Annotated in this window: 22 protein-coding genes; 20 read left to right on the top strand and 2 right to left on the bottom strand. The window is 66.1% G+C overall.

All coding sequences use genetic code 11. From position 1 onward, the window contains the following. Positions 1-31 precede the first annotated feature (31 nt). Positions 32-1135, bottom strand: coding sequence for a glycosyltransferase (locus AACH06_RS27915; protein ID WP_341429088.1), 1104 nt, complete (start codon positions 1133-1135; stop codon positions 32-34). 264 nt (positions 1136-1399) lie between these two features. On the opposite strand from AACH06_RS27915, the gene AACH06_RS27910 reads away from it, so the two are divergent. The 7 genes from AACH06_RS27910 (at position 1400) to AACH06_RS27880 (ending at position 7997) form a co-directional block, all read left to right on the top strand. Beyond that, on the top strand, positions 1400-2245 hold the full coding sequence (locus AACH06_RS27910) for a flagellin N-terminal helical domain-containing protein (protein ID WP_341429087.1): 846 nt from the start codon (positions 1400-1402) through the stop codon (positions 2243-2245). A 352-nt stretch (positions 2246-2597) separates the two neighbouring features. Further along, a complete protein-coding gene (locus AACH06_RS27905) occupies positions 2598-3443 on the top strand; it encodes a flagellin domain-containing protein (RefSeq protein WP_341429086.1) in 846 nt (281 codons plus the stop codon). Between the two features lie 346 nt (positions 3444-3789). Continuing rightward, on the top strand, positions 3790-4638 hold the full coding sequence (locus tag AACH06_RS27900) for a flagellin N-terminal helical domain-containing protein (RefSeq protein WP_341429085.1): 849 nt from the start codon (positions 3790-3792) through the stop codon (positions 4636-4638). A gap of 178 nt (positions 4639-4816) precedes the next feature. After that, on the top strand, positions 4817-6235 hold the full coding sequence (fliD, locus tag AACH06_RS27895; protein WP_341429084.1) for a flagellar filament capping protein FliD: 1419 nt from the start codon (positions 4817-4819) through the stop codon (positions 6233-6235). Between the two features lie 193 nt (positions 6236-6428). Next, complete coding sequence (gene fliS / locus AACH06_RS27890) at positions 6429-6860, top strand: flagellar export chaperone FliS (RefSeq protein ID WP_341429083.1); 432 nt, start codon at positions 6429-6431, stop codon at positions 6858-6860. A gap of 36 nt (positions 6861-6896) precedes the next feature. Then, the gene (locus AACH06_RS27885; protein WP_341429082.1) at positions 6897-7196 is read left to right on the top strand and encodes a flagellar protein FliT; all 300 of its coding nucleotides are present in this window, start codon (positions 6897-6899) and stop codon (positions 7194-7196) included. Positions 7197-7241: 45 nt separating this feature from the next. Beyond that, positions 7242-7997 carry a flagellar brake protein gene (locus tag AACH06_RS27880; protein WP_341429081.1) on the top strand — a complete coding sequence of 252 codons (756 nt, stop codon included), beginning with the start codon at positions 7242-7244 and terminating at the stop codon, positions 7995-7997. Between the two features lie 144 nt (positions 7998-8141). Here AACH06_RS27880 and fliE read toward each other — a convergent pair whose 3' ends face one another. Then, positions 8142-8474, bottom strand: coding sequence for a flagellar hook-basal body complex protein FliE (gene fliE, locus AACH06_RS27875; RefSeq protein ID WP_341429080.1), 333 nt, complete (start codon positions 8472-8474; stop codon positions 8142-8144). A gap of 185 nt (positions 8475-8659) precedes the next feature. Between fliE and fliF the strand changes: the two genes are divergently transcribed. The 13 genes from fliF (at position 8660) to fliR (ending at position 20097) form a co-directional block, all read left to right on the top strand. Beyond that, positions 8660-10336, top strand: a complete 1677-nt coding sequence (gene fliF, locus AACH06_RS27870; RefSeq protein ID WP_341429079.1) for a flagellar basal-body MS-ring/collar protein FliF — start codon at positions 8660-8662, stop codon at positions 10334-10336. Positions 10337-10360: 24 nt separating this feature from the next. Next, positions 10361-11371: a flagellar motor switch protein FliG gene (gene fliG, locus AACH06_RS27865; RefSeq protein WP_341429078.1), complete on the top strand. Its 1011-nt coding sequence runs from the start codon at positions 10361-10363 to the stop codon at positions 11369-11371. Between the two features lie 35 nt (positions 11372-11406). Further along, positions 11407-12204 carry a FliH/SctL family protein gene (locus AACH06_RS27860; RefSeq protein ID WP_341429077.1) on the top strand — a complete coding sequence of 266 codons (798 nt, stop codon included), beginning with the start codon at positions 11407-11409 and terminating at the stop codon, positions 12202-12204. Further along, complete coding sequence (gene fliI / locus AACH06_RS27855) at positions 12201-13604, top strand: flagellar protein export ATPase FliI (protein WP_341429076.1); 1404 nt, start codon at positions 12201-12203, stop codon at positions 13602-13604. Before AACH06_RS27860 ends, fliI begins: the two co-directional genes overlap by 4 nt. Before the next feature lie 56 nt (positions 13605-13660). Continuing rightward, on the top strand, positions 13661-14122 hold the full coding sequence (fliJ, locus tag AACH06_RS27850; RefSeq protein ID WP_341429075.1) for a flagellar export protein FliJ: 462 nt from the start codon (positions 13661-13663) through the stop codon (positions 14120-14122). 71 nt (positions 14123-14193) lie between these two features. Next, complete coding sequence (locus AACH06_RS27845; RefSeq protein ID WP_341429074.1) at positions 14194-15354, top strand: flagellar hook-length control protein FliK; 1161 nt, start codon at positions 14194-14196, stop codon at positions 15352-15354. A 250-nt stretch (positions 15355-15604) separates the two neighbouring features. Further along, positions 15605-16234 (top strand): flagellar basal body-associated FliL family protein, encoded by a 630-nt coding sequence (locus AACH06_RS27840; RefSeq protein ID WP_341429073.1) that lies wholly within the window; start codon positions 15605-15607, stop codon positions 16232-16234. Between the two features lie 104 nt (positions 16235-16338). Then, entirely contained in the window at positions 16339-17343 is a 1005-nt protein-coding gene (gene fliM / locus AACH06_RS27835; protein WP_341429072.1) for a flagellar motor switch protein FliM, read from the top strand. A gap of 11 nt (positions 17344-17354) precedes the next feature. After that, positions 17355-17780, top strand: a complete 426-nt coding sequence (fliN, locus tag AACH06_RS27830) for a flagellar motor switch protein FliN (RefSeq protein WP_341429071.1) — start codon at positions 17355-17357, stop codon at positions 17778-17780. A gap of 95 nt (positions 17781-17875) precedes the next feature. After that, positions 17876-18241, top strand: a complete 366-nt coding sequence (gene fliO / locus AACH06_RS27825) for a flagellar biosynthetic protein FliO (protein ID WP_341429070.1) — start codon at positions 17876-17878, stop codon at positions 18239-18241. A 40-nt stretch (positions 18242-18281) separates the two neighbouring features. Continuing rightward, on the top strand, positions 18282-19013 hold the full coding sequence (fliP, locus tag AACH06_RS27820) for a flagellar type III secretion system pore protein FliP (RefSeq protein ID WP_341429106.1): 732 nt from the start codon (positions 18282-18284) through the stop codon (positions 19011-19013). 2 nt (positions 19014-19015) lie between these two features. Next, the gene (gene fliQ, locus AACH06_RS27815) at positions 19016-19285 is read left to right on the top strand and encodes a flagellar biosynthesis protein FliQ (protein ID WP_341429069.1); all 270 of its coding nucleotides are present in this window, start codon (positions 19016-19018) and stop codon (positions 19283-19285) included. A 50-nt stretch (positions 19286-19335) separates the two neighbouring features. Beyond that, the gene (fliR, locus tag AACH06_RS27810; RefSeq protein ID WP_341429068.1) at positions 19336-20097 is read left to right on the top strand and encodes a flagellar biosynthetic protein FliR; all 762 of its coding nucleotides are present in this window, start codon (positions 19336-19338) and stop codon (positions 20095-20097) included. Positions 20098-20287: the final 190 nt, after the last annotated feature.

Genomic DNA, 20287 nt, shown 5'->3' with positions numbered 1-20287 from the left:
GGGCCAGGGCCGCGCAATTCGCACTTGCAGATCAGGCCTTCGTGAGGCGCCGGTACTCGGCGGCCGTGTCGGGCTGGCCCAGGGTGTCGTACAGCAGCGCCAGGTTGCTGGCGGCCAGGTGGCTGCCCCGGCCGGCGACGGCACCTTCCAGCTCGGGCCGCTCGCCGATCGCCAGGCAGCGTTGCCAGGCGGTTTCGATCATCGGCACCAGTTCGCTCGCGCGATCGGGCGCGTCGGCGGCCCAGTCCAGCAGCAGATCGCCCAAGGCGAAGAAGAAGTCGGGCGAGTCGCTCCATCGGGCCAGCCCGGCCTCGGCGCGCATCAAGGCCTCGGGGTGGCGACGCGTGCACTTCAGGGCGTGCAGGCTGCGCACCGTCAGGTCGTGCATCCAGGCAGGCGCGGGCGCGTCGGCTTCGGACGTGGCCGCGGCCAGCAAGGCCTCTGCGCGATCGAAGCAACCCAGGGCCTCCTCGTAGCGCTGGTAAACATCGTGATCCTTGCCGAGCTGATACCAGGCGTAGGCATCCCCCGGCCGATTGGCCACGTCGCGTTCGAGCAGCCGCCGGTTGCGCCCGGCCTTGGTCTTCAAGGCCTCGTGGCGATAGCCGTCGTGGCCGAAGCTGATTGGCATCCGGCGAACAGGGTGCTGGTGTTGCGGTTGCTCATGCACCCGGCCGGCATAGCGCACCGGCCCGGGCAGCACCCGGCTGATCCAGCTGGTGACCTGCTGTTCTGCGGCACCATGGTCGTCCACGCTGTCGATGCGGACGGCCCCGACGACATCTGGCGCGAGCTGTCGCAGGCCATCCAATGCGTCGGCGCCTTCGACCAGCCATTCGTCGGCGTCGATCACCACATGCCAGTCGGCGCCAGCGGCATCGAGCGCCGCGTTGCGCGCGGCCGAGAAGTCGTCGACCCATTCAAAGTGTTCGACACGGGCGCCTGCCGCTTGGGCCAGCCGAACGGTGTCGTCGGTCGATCCGGTGTCCAACACGAGCACCTCGTCGACATAAGGCAGCACGCTGGCCAGCGCTCGGCCGATTCGTTCGGCTTCGTTGCGCACGATCATCACCGCGGCCACGCGGAAGCGGCGCGGTGCGCAGCTCTGCACAGGCGGCACGGGTGCGTGGCTCATGCGCGCACTTTAGATATATGGCGGCGGCGGCATCGGCCGATAAGACAGAACTTGGCGGCGTGTCTTTCGCTGCCGCCGGCGCTCGCCGGCCTGGCTTGACCCACCCCCGGCAAGTCAATCGATCGATAAGCGGGCAAAAAAAGGCTCAAGTCTTTCGATCAAGGCTCCGAAAAGCAAATCACGGCCCCAACCACTTTCTAACGGGGGCGCAACCAAGACCCGGTAAGGGTCAGCTTTCGGAACCCCCGTGAAGGAGTAACTCACATGTCATCCGTCATCAATACCAACGTCGGCTCGTTGACCGCTCAGCGCAACCTGTCGGCTTCGCAAGCCTCGCTGGCTCAGACGATGCAACGTCTGTCTTCGGGCCTGCGCATCAACTCTGCCAAGGACGACGCCGCCGGCCTCGCCATCGCCGAACGCATGAACGCGCAAGTGCGCGGCATGAATGTGGCGATCCGCAACGCCAACGACGGCATCTCGCTGGCGCAAACCGCGGAAGGCGCCCTCTCGAAGGTGGGCGACGCGCTGCAACGCATGCGTGAACTGGCGGTGCAGGCCCGCAACGCCACGAACTCCAGCTCGGACAAGGACTCGCTGAACAAGGAGTTCTCGGAGCTTCAGTCTGAAATCACCCGCGTGCTGGGCGGCACGAGCTTCAACGGCAAGAAGGTGCTCGGCGCGGACGCCACGACGCTGACCTTCCAGATCGGCGCCAACACGACGGCCGACGACACCGTCTCGATCACCACCGAAGACATGACGGCCAACTCCGACATCACGGCGGTGACCGGAACGACCGCGGTGATCGATGCCACGGCGACTTCGGGCGACATTGCCACGGTGATCGACAACATCGACACGGCGATCGACACGATCAACGACCAGCGCGCCACCTTCGGTGCCAGCCAGGGCCGCTTCGACGCGATCATCTCGAACCTGCAACAGTCGGTGGAGGCGCAGAGTGCGGCACGAAGCCGGATCATGGATGCGGACTTCGCGGCAGAAACAGCAAACCTGAGTCGAGCGCAGATATTGCAGCAGGCCGGCACAGCGATGGTGGCGCAGGCCAACTCGCAACCGCAGAGCGTGCTGTCCTTGCTTCGATGACCCAGCGGCCCGCGCCGAGTGAATAACGAGTGAGCGAGGCGCGACAGCGGGGGAAGAATTGGCGGTGAAACACACCGCAGTTCCAAAGATTCTTCCCCCGCTCGAGTGAGACAGCCCCCGGAACCCCCGGGTGCTGGCCCACCGAGGCAAAAAAACTCTCAAGGTTTCCCGAGTCCATTCCGATACCCAAACCAACAGGGCAAGCAATCACGCAAACCCTGCGGTCCGGTGAGATGACCACGGATCTGGCGGCATACAGGATGCCGACCGACTGGTGGGGCCCCGGCATTAGCGTGTATCGGACGCCGGTGCTTTACCGGAAGACTTTCGGAACCTTAGTGGAGTTATCAACATGCCTCAGACCATCAACACCAACGTCGCATCGCTGAATGCCCAGCGCAATCTGTCGATGTCGCAGTCGTCTCTCGCCACGTCGATGCAGCGCCTGTCTTCGGGCCTGCGCATCAATTCGGCCAAGGACGACGCCGCCGGCCTGGCCATCGCCGAGCGCATGAACGCGCAAGTGCGTGGCATGAACGTCGCCATCCGCAATGCCAACGACGGCATCTCGCTGGCGCAGACCGCTGAAGGCGCCCTCTCGAAGGTGGGCGACGCGCTGCAACGCATGCGTGAACTGGCGGTGCAGGCCCGCAACGCCACGAACTCGAGCTCGGACAAGGACTCTCTGAACAAGGAGTTCTCGGAGCTGCAATCTGAAATCACCCGCGTATTGGGTGGCACCACCTTCAACGGCAAGAAGGTGCTCGGTGCGGACGCGACCACGCTGACCTTCCAGATCGGCGCCAACACCACGGCCGATGACACGGTGAACCTCACCACCGAGGACATGACCGCCAACTCCGACATCACGGCGGTGACGGGCACGGCAGCCGTGATCGATTCGACGGCCACCACCGGCGACATCGCCACGGTGATCGACAACATCGACACGGCGATCGACACGATCAACGACCAGCGCGCCACCTTCGGTGCCACGCAGGGGCGGTTCGACGCGATCATTGCGAATCTGCAGCAGTCGGTCGAGGCGCAGAGTGCCGCCCGAAGCCGGATCATGGATGCCGACTTCGCGTCGGAGACGGCGAACATGAGTCGATCCCAGATACTGCAGCAGGCGGGCAGTGCGATGGTGGCGCAGGCCAACCAGTTGCCCCAGCAGGTGCTGAGCCTGCTTCGCTGAGGCCGCTCAAAGAGGCGCGGCGCGGCCCGCTGCGCCCACCCTTCCCAGATGCCCCCGCCGGCGCCGAGCCGACGGGGGCATCGTCATTTGGGGGCTTGAATTGGCGGGCTTAGGGGCTTCATTTCCCGGTATTGCAAGGGGTAAAGCCTCTTCAGAATTCGATCCAACGTCTTCAGCTGCCAAGCGAAGACGCGGTCCGACAAACACTGCCGAGACCAGGTTGCTCGAAGTGACCTCGATCGACGGTGAAGCGTGCCGGGCTTTGTGGAGGGGGCGGTTGTACGCCGCCTTTTCTGGATAGCCGGCAAGTTCGCCGGGCGTGGTCGACTTTTGAATAGGTGCTCACATGCCACAGACCATCAACACCAACCTTGCGTCGCTGAACGCGCAACGCAACTTGAACGCGTCTCAGACATCGCTGGCCACCGCCATGCAGCGCCTGTCGTCCGGTATGCGAGTGAACTCGGCCAAGGACGACGCCGCCGGCCTCGCCATCGCCGAGCGCATGAACGCACAAGTGCGCGGCATGAACGTCGCCATCCGCAATGCCAACGACGGCATCTCGCTGGCGCAGACCGCTGAAGGCGCCCTCTCCAAGGTGGGCGATGCGCTGCAACGCATGCGCGAACTGGCGATCCAGGCCCGCAACGCGACGAACTCCAGCTCGGACAAGGACTCGCTGAACAAGGAGTTCCAGGAACTGCAGTCGGAAATCGGCCGCGTGCTGGGCGGAACCACCTTCAACGGCAAGCACATCCTGGGCTCTGACGCGACGACGCTGACGTTCCAGATCGGTGCGAACACCACCGCCGATGACGTGATCAACATCACGACCGTCGACCTGACGACCGCCACCGACATCACGGCGGTCACCTCGACGACCGCGGCGATCGACGCCGCAGCGACGATCGGCGACATTGCCACGGTGATCGACAACATCGACCTGGCGATGGACAGCGTCAACAACACGCGGGCCACCTTCGGTGCCACCCAGAGCCGGTTCGACGCCATCATCTCCAACCTGCAACAGTCGGTGGAGAACCAGGCGGCCGCCCGAAGCCGGATCATGGATGCCGATTTCGCGGCGGAAACCGCGGCCATGAGTCGAGCGCAGATCTTGCAGCAGGCCGGCACCGCGATGGTGGCCCAGGCCAACACGCTGCCGCAGCAGGTCCTGCGCCTGCTCCAGGGTTGATGAATCAGCCCGGTCGACAGCCGGCCTGAACCGTTTTTGATGCGCGCCGCCGGCGCCCGAGGGATGCACCGATAGCGCCCCGGGTTCTTGCGGCGCGTTTTCATTCCTGGCCTGGCGCAGAGCGCTCAAGTTTTCGCGCCACCCGCCGATCACCCGTTCAGAACCCCAAGGAACCACCATGCCCACCATCAGCTCACTCGGCGTCGGCAGCGGCTTGCAGTCGGAAGCCATCATCTCGGCCCTCATGGGCGCCGAGCGAAAGCCGGTGGATTTGCTGGCGGCTGAAACCACTGGCATCAAGACGCAACTGTCTTCGGTGGGCAAGCTGCAGAGCCTGGTGTCCGCCATGCGGGACAAAGCCGGCGCGATCGGCTCGTTGAGCCTGTGGGGGCAGACATCGGTCACCTCCAGCGATGGCACGATCGTCAGCGGCAGCACGACGTCGGGCGCGGCGCCGGGCCGCTACTCGGTCACTGTGTCGCAGCTGGCGTCAGCGCAGACGGTGACCACCGCCACGGCCCTGGCCAGTTCCAGCAGCGAGTTGGGCGACGGCACACTGCAGATCGAGCTGGGCACCTGGAATGGCACCACCTTCACCGGGAAGGGTTCGCCGGTGAGCATCACCATCGGCTCGGACGACACCAGCCTGGCCGACATCCGCGACAAGATCAATGATGCCGACGCGGGTGTCACCGCGACCATCGTCAATGACGCGAACGGCGCCCGCCTGTCCATCCGATCAGATGCCACTGGTGCCGAGAACGGCTTCAAGATCACCGCCACCGAGAACGTGGACGACAACGACGCCACCACCGGCCTGTCCGTGCTGGGCTACGACGCTGCGGTGGCAGACACCCCGATGGCGCTGAACCAGGCGGCCGGCAATGCGAAAGCCACGGTCAATGGCATCGCCGTGGAATCGAAGACCAACACGCTCAGCGGCGTGGCCGACAACCTGACGTTGACCTTGACGAAGACGACGGCCAGCCCGGTCGAGGTGGTGGTCGCCAACGACAACGAGGCCGTCAAGTCGGCGATCAACGAATTCGTCACCGCCTTCAATGAACTGGCCACCTACATCAAGGACCAGACCAAGTACAACGCGTCCACCAAGACCGGTGGGCCGTTGCAGGGGGATCGCACCACGATCGGCTTGCAATGGCAACTGCGCGGTGTCATCAACCAGGGCACCACCGCGTCCAGCACCTGGAGCCGACTGTCGGAGATCGGCATCTCGATGAAAGAAGACGGGACGCTGACCACCTCGACATCGAAGCTGGAAGACGCGCTCGCCAACCCCGATGAGCTGCGCAAGCTGCTGGCCACAGACGGCACCACCACCGGGGCCTCGGGCTTCATGGACCGCTTCAAAGACCTGGGTAACGCGGTGCTCGGCGAAGACGGCAGCCTGGAAACCCTGCAGACCAGCCTAGAAGACCACATCAAGCGCAATGACGACCGGCAGGCCCAGATGGAAGACCGGTTGACGCGCACCGAGGCACGCATCCGAGCCCAGTACGAGGCGCTGGACACGTCCATGGCCAAGCTCAACGCTCTGTCGTCTTACGTGTCGCAGCAGTTGGCCGCGCTCGGCTGACATTCGGCGACCCCACTGCTCAGGCGCCCCACGGGGCGCCTTTTTCTTGGCCGTGTCAAGGGCAGATGGGCGGAAATCTTGAGGCACTCACTGGTTGAAAACCCCAGCCAGTTCCCAGGCTGCCGCGACCTCAAGGTCAGGGCCGGGCGGACCGATAACTGTGGGGACGGTCACTGATTTACCCACCGACACCATGTACAGCCCGCAATTCGCTTCGCCCTTCGCCCGCGGTGGCGCCATGAGCAACGCCTATCGACAGGTCGGCGTCGAGACCAGCGTCGAAGACGCGTCGCCCCACAAACTCATCAGCTTGCTGTTCGATGGCTACATGGAATCGATCAGCCAGGCGCGCGGCGCGATGCGTGCCGGCCAGATCGAGCAGAAGGGCAAGGCGATCAGCCGGGCGGCCCGCATCGTCGAAGAGGGGCTCAAGGCCAGCCTGAACGTGGCGGAAGGTGGCGCACTGGCGCGTGACCTGCACGCCTTGTACGACTACCTGGCCCGCCGCCTGACGCTGGCCAACATTCGCAATGACGAGGCGATGCTCGACGAGTGCGCTTCGCTGGTCGAGCCTCTGCGCCAAGCCTGGCGCGAGATCGGCGGCCAGGTCGCCAAGGCGAATTGATCCGTTTCATTGCTGTCATCGCCGAGAGTTGCGACCATGAGCCACACCCTTCTGAACTATTACGAAGCCATCGAGCGGGCCAGTGCCGACATGCTCGAAGCCGCCCGAAACGGCAATTGGGATGAAGTCGTCAAGCTGGAAGGCGCTTGCGCCGTGCTGATTTCACAGTTGAAGCATGCGGCGAAAGAAAAGTCGCTGCAAGCCGAGGAGGCGAAGTTGAAGTCGCGCATCATGCAGCGCATCCTCTTGAACGACGCAGAGATCCGTCATCTGGCCGAGCCCTGGCTGGAAGACCTGGACAAGATGATGCACGGCAAGACCAAGACGCTTCATTGAGCCCGGGTCGGACAAGTTTCCTGCGAAGCCAAGCGAGTAACCGACATGACTACCGACACGGCATCAGCGGCGCTGGACGTTCCGGCGGGCGTCCACGAATCGTTTCGCGTGAGCGATCCGGTCGAGGTGCGCTCGCTGCTGAAGTCGTTGATGGACCGCAGCGTCACCGTCAACCTGAACGGGTCTGACGGCGCGGCATACTCAACCACCCTGTGGGCCCTCGACGCGGCCCAGGGCAAGATCGCCTTCGCCGCCGACATGATGGCGCCCGCCGTGCACCGTCTGGTGGAGGCCGAAGAAGCGATGGCCGTGGGGTACCTGGACCAGATCAAGGTTCAGTTCGACGTGGCCGATCGGATGCTGGTGCATGGTCGCCAGCATTGCGTGTTGCAGGCTGCGATGCCGCGTGAACTGTTCCGCTTCCAGCGGCGCAATGCTTTCCGGGTGCGAACGCTCGAGCGCAGTGCGCCCACCGCCCGCTTTCGCCATCCATCGATCCCGGACATGGCGCTGGAGCTGCGGGTGCTGGACGTCAGCGTGGGCGGCTGCGCCTTGCTGATGCCTTCGGACATGCCGATGTTCGAGCCCGGTGTGCAGATCAACGACTGCGTGATCGAGCTGGATTCCGGCACCCTGCTGCGCGGCAGCCTGATCGTTCACCACGTCACATCCATCCAGCCGCACGCCCGCGGCGTGCGGCTGGGCTGCGAGCTGCGCCACCTCGAACCCGAAGCCACCCGCGCCCTGCAGCGCTACATCGACCAAACCCAGAAGCGCCGACGAATGCTGTCGTTGGACTGAACCGCGCACCATGCAACAGGCCACCCTCGCGGTGGCCTTTTGCATGGGTGCGCCCTCCAGGGCGTGCGCGGATTCGGCTTCGCCGGTCGGCCGCGCGAGCCCCCTCGGGGGGCAGCCCGCGGCAGCGGGCGTGGGGGCTCCATCTCACACCTGCATGTTCATCACATCCGTGTAGGCCTGCACAAAGCGGTTGCGGATGGTGAGCGCGGCTTGGAAGCCGAGTTGTGACTTCTGCATCGCGACCATCGTGTCTTCGAGGCTGACGGAAGGGTTGCCGAGCTGAAACTCCTGCTGCAGTCGCTCGGTCTTCAGCTGCTGCGCACTCACCGACTTGATCGCGTCGCTCATCGCGGTCGTGAAGCTGGGCTGCGCCACGCCTTCGCTGCCGCGCGCCTTGGACAGCGGCGTGCCGTCGCGCGCCAGGCCGGCACGGGCGACCGCCTGCGAGAAGTCGAACGGTTTGAGCTTCAAGTCCATGGTGGGGCCTCCGATGCGGCCAGGTTGGAGCGCCATGAGGCGCAGCTTGCTGGGACTGAATACTAGGCAAGGGGCCTCGGCAGCGATGGTGAAAACTGAAGGGCGTTTTGAAGCCTTCTCCCGCCTTGTGGCGCAGGTGGGTTGCCAAACAATGGCCGGGTACCACACCCCCGATCGCCCACCTCATGGACGCCAACGCCGCAGTGCCTGTTCCCCTGGTCCCCGCCGAACCGTCGACGGGGTTGATGGGGCGCCTGGCGATGATGCCTGCCGGCACGAAGATGAAGCTCGGTATCGGCCTGGCCGCACTCGCGGCCGTGGTGGTGGCCATGGCCATGTGGGCCAGCCAGGGCGACTGGCGCGTGCTCTATGCCGGCCTGCCTGACAAGGAAGCTGGTGCCATCGTGGCCGAGCTGGGCGCGATGGGCGTTCCTTACCGCTACACCGATGGCGGTGGGGCCATCAAGGTGCCCGCCGATCGCCTGTACGACGCCAAGATGAAACTCGCGGCCAAGGGCATGCCGAAGGCCTCGGTGGTCGGCAACGAACTTCTGGATGTCAATCGCTTCGGTCAAACCGATCGGCAGGAGCGGGCCAACATGCAGCGCGCCCTCGAGGGTGAGCTGGTTCGCACGATCAGCAAGCTCGAAGGCGTGGAGGATGCACGCGTGCACCTGGCGCTGCCGAACCAGAATGGGTTCTTCCGCGAACAGCAGAAGCCCAGTGCCAGTGTGATGCTCACGCTGCATCCGGGCTTCCAGCTTGATCGCGCCCAGGCCGCCGGCATCGTGCACCTCGTGTCGTCCAGCGTGCCCGAACTCAGCCCGAAGGCGGTGAGCGTGTTGGACCAGCGTGGCGCGTTGCTCTCGGGCCCTGAGGAGGACAACGGCAAGTCGCTCAACGAGCAACAGCTGCAGTACGTGGCGCAGGTTGAGAAGAGCTATCTCGCGCGGGTGAACGACCTGCTGGAGCCGGTGGTCGGCCGAGGCAATCTGCGAGCCACCGTCACCGCCGACATCGACTTCACCCAGATCGAATCGACCAGCGAGCAATTCCGCCCGAACCAGGGCGACCAGCCGGCCGCCGTGCGCAGCCAATCCACCAGCGAGGCGAACAACGCGGGCTCGGCCACGCCGTCCGGTGTGCCTGGCGCGGCCAGCAACCAACCCCCGGTGCCGGCCACCGCCCCCATCAACGGCAGCGCTGCCCCGCTGCAGGCCACCAACGCCGCCCAGGGTGGATCGGGCCGGCGCGAGGCCACGACCAACTACGAGGTCGACAAGACGGTGCAGATGAAGCGCAACGCCGTGGGGGTGGTCAAGCGCCTGAATGCCGCGGTGGTGGTGAACCACCGCACCAAGGTCGATGCCAAGGGCAAATCGTCGACCACGCCGCTGAGTGCTGAAGAGATCGAAAAGCTCACCACACTCGTGCAAGAGGCGGTGGGCTACAACAAGGAACGCGGCGATTCGGTGCGCGTCGTCAACGCGCCGTTCCAGATCGAGGCTCCCGAAAAGGCCGATGACCTGCCGTTGTGGAAGCAGCCCTGGGTGCTCGACCTGGTGCGTGCAGGTGCCGTGCCGGGGGCACTCGCCCTGGTGGCGCTCGGCCTGATCTTCGGTGTCATCCGGCCGGCCCTGCGGCCGCCGGTGGTGGTGGAAGCGGCCGACGACAAGCGAGGTCAGCAGCTCGATGCGGTGGTCGACGATGCCAACGCTCTGCCGGGCGAAGGTGCCTTGCCGGCGCTGGAAGCCCCGCTGGAGAACCGCAAGCTCGAAAGCGCACGCCAACTGGCGAAGGACAACCCCGCCGCGGTGGCCAACATCATGCGCGAGTGGGTCAATGGCGAGGCGGCGGCTTGATGCCGCGCCCCGGGAGAGTCTGTCATGCCCAATAACAGCAACAACGACGATGGCCTGGAGAGCGCGGCCATTCTGCTGATGTCACTTGGCGAGGAAGAAGCTGCGCAGGTGTTCAAACACCTTGGCCCGAAGGAAGTGCAGAAGCTGGGTGAGACGATCGCCAAGCTGAAGGTGATTCCGCGTGAACGCGTGGAGGCGGTGCTGGAGCGCTTCGCCCACACCGCGGCCGAGCAGCACATCCTCGTGCCCGACACCGATGAGTATGTGAAATCGGTGCTGCGCAAGGCGCTCGGCGATGACAAGGCCAACCTGCTGATCGACCGGATTCTGCAGGGCTCGGATGTCTCGGGCATCGAAAGCCTGAAGTGGATGGACCCGGGCTCGGTGGCCGAGCTGCTGCGCAACGAGCACCCGCAGATCGTGGCGGCCATCCTCGTGCACCTGGACAACGACCAGAGCTCGGATGTGCTGAAGTGCTTCACCGAGCGGCAGCGCAACGAGGTGCTGATCCGCATTGCGACGCTCGATGGCATCCAGCCGGCGGCGCTGAAGGACCTCAACGAGGTGCTGAGCAAGGTGCTGGCCGGTGGCGACAAGCTGAAGAAGGCGTCGCTCGGTGGCGTGAAGGCCGCGGCCGAGATCATCAACCTGATGGGCACGGCGGTCGAAACCTCTGCGCTGGACTACATCCGTGAAGCCGATGGCGACCTGGCCCAGAAGATCATGGACAACATGTTCACCTTCGAGGACATGAACAAGCTCGACGACAAGGGCTTCCAGGCGGTGCTGAAGGAAGTGCAGAGCGAGTCGCTGGTCATCGCGCTCAAGGGCGCCACACCCGAGTTGCGCGACAAGGTGTTCCGCAACATGTCGTCGCGCGCGGCCGAGACGCTGCGCGAAGACCTCGAATCGCGCGGCCCGGTGCGCGTCAGCGAGGTCGAAGCCGAGCAGAAGGAAATGCTGAAGATCGTCCGCCGCCTGGTGGATGAAGGCCAGATCGTGCTGGCTTCTGGTGGCGCGGATGACTTCCTGTGACACGCACCTGCCCATGAACCGTCCGCAGGATTGAGATGTCCAGCAGTTCCAAATCCGGCATCCGCCAGGTGCCGCCGCCGCCCGGCAGCAAGGACAAGGCGACCAACGCCTACTCGCGCTTCATTCCGCGCGAAGAGCTGCAGGACTTCGCCGCGTGGACGCCTGGCGCCTTCGGTGACCTCGGCGCCGCATCGAATGCGAGTGCCAAGCCGCAGTCGGCCAAGCCCCAGGCACGGCCCGAGGCCCAGCAACCCCCCGCCGCGCCGCCCGAACCGACGGCTGAACAGTGGCTCGCGCGCATCGAAGAGGCCCGCGGCCAGGGCTACCAGCAGGGCTATCGTGATGGGCTGGAGGCGCTGGAGGCCGCCAAGCGCCAGTTCGCGCAGCAGATCAGCGCCCAGATGGGGCAGATCGTGGCCGCGTTCGACAGCCAGACGGAAGCGCTCGACGCCCAGATGGCCGAGACACTGGTGCACACCGCGGTGACCCTGGCTCGCCAGGTGGTGCGCAGCGAGATCGAGCAACGGCCGGATCTGATCGTGCAGGTGGCGCAGGACGCGGTGGGCGCGGTGATCTTGTCCGCCCGCCACCTGCGTTTGCGGTTGAACCCGAAAGACCTGCCGCTCGTTGAAGAGGGCTCGGCGGACTTGCTGCAGGCCCGCGGCGTGCTCTTGCAGGCCGATGCCAGCCTTCAGCCGGGCGGCTGCATCGTCGAATCCGATCTGGGGCAGGTGGATGCCCGCATCGAGGCGCGCTGGGCTCAGGCCGCAGCGGTGTTCGGCAGCGACATTCCGCTGGTCGACCCGGCTCCAGAGACCGAGGGTGACGCATGAGCGTGGCCAAACGCGAGAGCCAATGGCAGCGCTTCATGGGCGACATGAAGAACTACGCCAGCCTGCCCCAACCGCTGGAGATGCAGGGATCGCTGGTGCGCGTGACCGGTCTCGTGCTGGAGGCCGCCGGCGTCCGCGCCCCGGTGGGGGCCGTGTGCGCGGTGGGCACGCCCGGTGAGCAACCGGTGACGGCCGAGGTGGTGGGCTTCAATGGCGATCGGGCCTACCTGATGCCCACGGGTGAACTGCATGGCCTGGCCAGCGGTGCCCGCGTCGTGCCGCTGCCGGTGCCTCAGATTCCGCCGCGTTTCGGGGTGGAGAACCACCCGTGGCGGCGCAGCGAAGACCGCGGCTTGCACCTGCCGATGGGCGATGGGCTGCTGGGCCGGGTGGTCGATGCCCATGGTCAACCGATGGACCGCGGCGGCCCGATCCCGGATGTGCACAACGAGCCGATGGTGCGGCGCCCGATCAACGCGATGGACCGTGACCCGGTGCGCCTGCCGCTGGACACCGGGGTACGGGCCATCAACGCATTGCTCACCGTGGGCCGAGGCCAGCGCATTGGCCTGTTCGCCGGCACGGGCGTGGGCAAGTCGGTGCTGATGGGCATGATGGCCCGCTACACCAAGGCCGATGTGATCGTCGTCGGGCTGATTGGCGAGCGTGGCCGCGAAGTGAAGGAATTCATCGAGGACATCCTCGGCGAAGAGGGCCGGCAACGCGCGGTCGTGGTCGCTGCGCCAGCCGACGCGCCGCCCCTGGTGCGCATGCAGGGCGCGAGCTACGCCACCGCCATCGCCGAACACTTCCGCGACCGCGGCCAGCATGTGCTGCTGCTGATGGACTCGCTCACCCGCTATGCGATGGCCCAGCGGGAGATCGCACTGGCCATCGGCGAGCCGCCTGCCACCAAAGGCTACCCGCCGAGCTGTTTCGCCAAGTTGCCGCAGCTGGTGGAGCGCTCAGGCAATGGGCTGAATGGCGTCGGCTCGATCACCGCCTTCTACACGGTGTTGACTGAGGGCGACGACCCGCAAGACCCGATCGCCGATGCGGCACGAGGCATTCTCGACGGGCACATCGTGCTCTCGCGCGAGCTGGCCGAGAGCGGCCACTTCCCGGCGATCGATGTGGAGAAGTCGATCTCGCGGGTGATGACCTCGGTGGCTCAGCGCGATCACCTTGACGGTGCTCGCCGTGCCCGCCAGTGGCTGGCCCGCTTCAACAAGGCGCGCGACCTGATCCAGCTCGGCGCCTACACGCCGGGGGCCGACCCGGAGCTCGACGCCGCCGTGAAGGTGAACCCCAAGCTGATCGCGCTGCTGCAACAAGGCATGCACGAATGCGCCACGCTCGAAGCCAGCCGCCGGCAACTGCTGGCTCTGAACCCCGCTTGATCGCCCGGGACGGCTCATCCCCCTCCACGGCCCACCGCACCAACGCTGACTGAAACATGGACCGACTCGACCTGCTGCACACCCTGCTGGAACGCGAGAAGGAGAAGCGCGACGCCGCGCTGGCCGAGTGGCGCCAGGCCGAGGCGCAGGAGCGCGCCACCCGTGAACAGGCCGATTCGCTGGTCACCTACCGAGGCGAGTACCGCAAGCGCTGGGCAGCCCAGTTCTCGCAGCGCGCGCCCATCGAGATTCTTCATTGCTACCAGGGCTTCATCGAGCGGCTGGAGCAGGCCATCTCGGCGCAGCAGGGCCAGGTGGAGTTGGCGCATGGCCGGGTCGAAGCGGCTCGGCTGCGGTTGCGCCACCGCGAGACCAAGGTGGCCACTGTGCAGCGCCTGATCGAGCGTCGTCTTCAAGCCCAGGCCACCCGCGAACAGCGGCGCGAACAAAAGACGGTCGACGAAGCCGCCCAGCGCCTCGGCTGGGCCCGGGCCGTCTCGATGGCCGCGCCCGCCTGATGGCCTTGGGCCATCCCGATGCACCGCGCCTGCCGTTCACCCCGACACCCTTTGCCTGACGGTTCCCCACCATGAGCCTGAACACCCCCACCCCGGCCACGCACGCTGCTTCCGGCGCTACTTCCGCCCCCCACTCCGCGGCCCGCGCCCGATCGTCGGCGGGCACGCCTCATGGGGCAGGCGGCCAAGGCGCGGCTGGAAAGCCCTCGGGGTTCGCGCAGTTGTTGCAAGGCGCGGTGGATGAAGACACCACACCGACCGCCGCGCAGGCGCAGGGCCACGACGAGGTCGGAAGCAAGGACGCGGCCGAGGAACCCGCCGAGCACGAACACCGCGCCGAGGCCCACCGGCCCTCGCGCGATCCGGCAGACGACGCCGGCAGCGCCAACACCCCGACCCAAGCCGAGCCGGCGCAGACACCGGCCGAACTGGTGGCTTCACTGCGCCATGCGGGCCTGCTCGCCGCGGCGCGGGCACGGTTGGGGGTGGAAGGCCGCGCGCGCGCTGCCGGATCGGCAGAGACCGCCACGGCAGGCGCTGCCGACCCCAGCCAGGCGGGCGCTGCCGGCCTGGCCGCCGGCTTCGGCGCACGCTTGGCCGCCGCCAGCGACGCGGCCCAGGGCATCGACATCCGCGGCATGGCGCCGACGCTTGATGCCCTGCCGGTCAACCTCGCGCCGGCCAGCACCGAGCCAATAGGCGCGGCTGCGGCAGCAGGCGCCGACTTCTCGCTGCCCAGCCTGGGCGAGGCACCGGCGGCGCCGGCCGCCCCTGCCGAGGCGCCGCCCGCGCAGGCCACGCTCGCCCCGCCACCGGGCAGCGCGGGCTTCCCGGCTGCGCTCGGGGCGCAATTGAACACCTGGCTCAAGGATGGCGTGCAGTACGCCACACTCGAGTTGAACCCGCGCGACATGGGCCCCATCGACGTGCGCATCGCGCTCCGCGATGGCCACACCCAGGTCGAACTGGGGGCCGATGTGGCGGCGACCCGCGCCGCCCTTGCCGAAGCCCTGCCTGAGCTGGCCGAGGCGCTCGGCGATGTGGGGCTCACCCTGTCGGGCGGCAGTGTCTCTGACCAGACGGGGCAGCACGCCCGCCAGGGCGATCCCGAGGGGCAGCGCGCCTTTTCGCTGCCCGGCTGGATCGCACCGGCCCGCGGCGACGCCACGGCCGATACCGCCAGCCGCGCCGCCCGCCCAGCCCAGCGGGGCCTGATCGACCTGGTGGCCTGACGGGCCGCAACGCCCCTGCGATCGCACCGTAGGCCGGGGGCCAGCGCCAGCGCCGGGCCGGTGTGTCGCCCAGGCGTCTATCCCGCTCGCCGGCAGCCGCCACTTAGTTGGCAGGACGGCCGAAAATCACCCGCTTTTTGCGCCTTCGCGCGCAACCCTTGCTCCCAATAATCATCGATAACGCAACCGTGTCGCGTCGCCCTGGGCGGCCGCGCGGTGAGCGACCCGATTCGAGCAAGGAGCCTCCATCATGTCCGCTGCCGCAGCTGCCACCGATGCCGCTGAAGCGCCCAAGAAGGGCAAGAAGAAGCTGATCATCATCGTCGGCGCGCTGGTCGCGCTGCTGGGCATCGGCGGCGGGGGCGCCGTCGTCTACATGAAGAAGAAGGCCGCCGAGGCGGCCGCCGCCGCCGAGGCTGAAGACGAAGGCGACGATGGCGAGTCGCACCACAAGCCGGCGGCCAAGGACACCCACAAGAAGGATGAGAAGCACGTGCCGCCGGTGTTCGTGCCGCTCGACCCGTTCGTCGTGAACCTGGCCGACCGTGAAGCAGACCGTTTCGCGCAGATCGGCATCACGCTGGAAGTGGCCGATGCCCACGTGGGCGACGAGATCAAGGCCTACATGCCGGCCATTCGCAACAACATCCTGCTGCTGCTTTCGCACAAGAGTTCGTCGGAGTTGATGGACCAGGAAGGCAAGGAAACGCTGGCCAAGGAGGTGCGCCGTGAAGCACTGCGGCCGATGGGCGTGGATCTGCCCGACGAAGACGAGGAAGAAGCGTCCAGCAGCAAGAAGAAAAAGAAGAAGAAGCCCAAGGTCCACGAAGACGACCTGCCGATCAAGTCGGTTCAGTTCTCGTCGTTCATCATCCAGTGACCGACAGGCGGGCAGTCGTGATCCTTGCCGGCCCTTCGCCACGCCACACTGCCACCTGCGCCGTGTGGGCGTGGTGTGCCATGTGGCCGGGCCATTGAGTCAGCATGAACCAGCAGATTCTTTCGCAAGACGAAGTCGATGCACTGCTGCAGGGCATCACCGGCGAGAGTCAGAAGCTCGAGCAGGAGGAGCTGCCCGAGGGCGGCATACGCGTCTACGACATTGCGAGCCAGGAGCGCATTGTTCGTGGCCGCATGCCGACGATGGAAATCATCGGCGAGCGGTTCGCACGCAACATCCGCATCGGCCTGTTCAACTTCATCCGCAAGAGCCCGGAAGTCTCGATCAACGGCATCAAGGTCCAAAAGTACTCGGCCTTCCTGCGCGAGATCGTGGTGCCCACCAACTTCAACATCGTCTCGGTGCGCCCCTTGCGTGGATCAGGGCTGATCGTCTGCGACCCGAGCATCGTCTTCGCGGTGATCGATTCGCTCTTTGGTGGCGTGGGCAAGTTCCACACCCGCATCGAGGGGCGCGACTTCTCGGCCACCGAGCAGCGCGTGATCGAGCGCCTGGTCGACTGCATCATCGCCGAGTACCGTCGCGCCTGGCATGGCATCTATCCGCTCGAGCTGGACTACCAGCGTTCGGAGATGCAGCCGCAGTTCGCCAACATCGCCACCCCGAGTGAAATCGTGGTGTCGTCGTCGTTCACGCTGGAGATCGGCGAGACCTCGGGAACGATCCACTTCTGCATTCCCTATTCGACGCTCGAGCCCATCCGCGATGTGCTGTATTCGTCGATCCAGGGCGATTCCTCCGAGCCGGACCGCCGCTGGGTGAACCTGCTCAAAGAGCAGATCAAGTCGGCCGAGGTCGACCTGGTGGCCGAGCTGGGCACGGCGCAGGCCACGGTCGAGCAGTTGCTGGCGTTCAAGCCGGGCGACTTCGTCGAGCTCGACCTGCTGCCGATGATCCAGGCCAAGGTGGATGGGGTGCCCGTCTTCGACTGCCAGTACGGCACGTCCGACGGCCACTACGCGATCAAGATTGACCGCCTGCTGTCCAGCTCGTCGCTGGGCTGGCTGGGCGACACGAACGTGAGTTGAAGGAGCCGCTGATGGCCAATGACCAAGACGATATGGCCGATGCCTGGGCGGCGGCACTGGCAGAGTCCAAGGGCGGCGGTGACAACGTGGCCAGCGAGCTGGCCTCGCCGGCCGAGCAGGTGTCGCCGGCGACCTTCGCCAATTTCGCGCCCACCGGGGTGGCCGGCGCCGGCAATGACCTGAACATGATCCTGGACATTCCCGTCCAGCTGACCGTGGAACTGGGCCGCACACGCATTCCGATCAAGAATATCCTGCAACTGGCCCAGGGCTCGGTCGTTGAACTCGAGACCCTGGCCGGTGAACCGATGGACGTGCTGGTCAACGGCTTTCTGATCGCCCAGGGTGAAGTGGTGGTGGTGAACGACAAGTTCGGTATCCGCCTGACCGACATCGTGACGCCCAGCGAACGCATGCGCCGTCTCAGCCGTACCTGACGGGGCTCCGCGCTCCCTGCGGTCCGCTTTTCTCGAAGAAGCGTCTGCGGTGGGCCGGCGGGGCCGGATCCACGCAAGTCGCTTGTCCGGAAACCATGACACCTTCTTCGCTCACGCCTTTGCTCGCCTTCATCGCCGTCGTGGCGCTCATTCCCGTGGCCTTGTGGCTGCTGCGCCGCTCGGGCTATGCCGGTGCCGGCCAGGACGGCCTGATGCGCACGGTCTCCAGCCTCTCGCTGTCGCCCTCGCAACGGGTGGTGGTGGTCGAGGTGGGGCAAGGGGCGACCGCGCGCTGGCTGGTGCTGGGCGTGACGCCAGAGAACATCACCCACCTGACCCAGCTGGAGGCGCCACTCGAGGTGCCGCCGGCCCTGCGCACCCCGCAGGCCGCCACGGTGACCCAGCTGATTGCCAAATGGCGCTCCGGGCCCGCCCCGGGAGGAGGCGCAACCCATGAGTGATCCCCAACCCTGGCGCCGCGCGCTGTACACGGTGGCGCTGATGCTGCTGGGCGCATGGCTGGTGCCGACCGAGGCACAGGCCCAGGCGGCCCCCTCGGGCCCGACGCTGCCACTGGTGGTGGGGCAGGGCGCTGGCGGCACCAGCTATTCGGTGCCCATCCAGACGTTGCTGTTCTTCACCGCGCTGTCGTTCCTGCCGGCGGTGCTGCTGCTGATGACGGGTTTCACCCGCATCGTCATCGTGCTGGGGCTGTTGCGCCAGGCGCTGGGCACGCAGGCCGCGCCGCCGAACCAGGTCATCATCGGCTTGTCGCTGTTCCTGACCTTTTTCGTGATGTCGCCGACCATCGACAAGGTCTACCAGCAGGCATGGATGCCGTATTCCGCCAGCCAGATCGCCTTCGACGAGGCGCTCAAGCGGGGCGAGGTGCCGATGCGGGAATTCATGCTCAAGCAGACGCGTCAGTCCGACGTTCAGCTGTTCGCCAAGTTGGCCAAGCTCGACCCGGCTGTGAAGGGCGAAGACGTGCCGTTCAAGGTGCTGGTGCCGGCCTTCGTGACCAGTGAGTTGAAAAGCGCCTTCCAGATCGGCTTTTTGATCTTTGTGCCGTTCCTGATCATCGACATGATCGTGGCCAGCGTGCTGATGAGCCTGGGGATGATGATGTTGTCGCCGGTGCTCGTGGCGCTGCCGTTCAAGCTGATGCTGTTCGTACTGGCCGATGGCTGGAACCTGCTGCTCGGCTCCCTTGCTGCCAGCTTCGTCACCTGACCATGGATTCCGCTCAAGTCTTCACCTTTGGCCAGCAGGGCCTGATGATGCTGCTGACCGTGTCGGCACCGCTGCTGCTGGTCATCCTGGTGGTGGGGGTGCTGGTCAGCATCTTCCAGGCCGCCACCCAGATCAACGAGGCGACGCTGAGCTTCGTGCCGAAGCTGGTCGCCGCCGTGGCGGTGATGGCCATCGCGGGGCCGTGGATGATGAGCTCGTTGGTCGACTATCTGCGCAACATGCTGCTGGCGATTCCGTCGGCCGCCGGCTGACCCGCCGCCTGGGCGCAGCCCGGCGCTGACGGCCCCTACGCGTCACCGCGATGATCACCTTCACCGAGGCCCAGTTGCTGGCATGGATCACGCCGGTGCTCTGGCCATTTCTGCGTGTGCTGGCGCTGTTCCAGGCGATGCCGGTGATGGGGCAGCGCCTGGTGCCCATGCGCGTGCGGGTGGCGCTCGCCTTTCTGGTGGCGGTGTGCGCCAGCGGCGTGGGCCCGGAGATCGCCCCGGTGCCGCTGGATTCGATGCAGGCCGTGCTCCTGGTGGTGCAGCAACTGCTGATCGGCCTGTCGTTGGGGTTTGCCGTCCGCATCGTCTTTGCCACCGTCGAGTTCGCCGGTGAAATCGCCGGCCTGCAGATGGGCATGAATTTCGCGGGCTTCTTCGATCCACTCACCGCCACCCAAACCACCGCGGTGAGCCGCTTCTTCGGCACGCTGGTGGGCTTTCTGTTCATCGTCTTGAATGGCCATCTGAGCGTGATCGCAGCGGTGGTGCAGAGCCTGAACGCCTTCCCGGTGGGCCCGGAGCCCTTCGCCTTCCTCACCGCCACGATGCCGCACCAATGGGGGGCGGAGGTGTTCAAGATGGGCCTGTGGATCGCGCTGCCGCTGATCGCCATCATGATGTTCGTCAACCTGATCCTGGGGGTGATCTCCCGGGTGGCGCCGCAAACCCACATCTTCTCGATCGGCTTTCCGATCACCATGGGCATTGGCCTGGCCAGCCTGCTGTTCATCCTGCCGCTGATGGAGACGCCCTTCATCGCCACGCTGGAGCGCATGCTCGATCACTTCCGCTGAACGGCGGCACGCCGGCCCCAAAAGCGTGACAAATTGGCGCCGCCCATGTCCGAAACGGCGGCCCGATTCCGTATTGAAGAGATGAGGCCGGCGCGGATTGGCAAGTTCGTGCACGGCCACCTCGTCTGGCACGTGGGTTGTGGTGGGTAGAGAGCTCCCGGAGGCGGCCGCAAGCCGGCCGGGGTCAAGG

It is taken from the genome of Ideonella lacteola (genome assembly GCF_038066555.1).
Taxonomy (GTDB): domain Bacteria; phylum Pseudomonadota; class Gammaproteobacteria; order Burkholderiales; family Burkholderiaceae_C; genus Ideonella; species Ideonella lacteola.
Note: the sequence above shows the minus strand (reverse complement) of the source record. Positions and strands in the feature narration are given on the sequence as shown.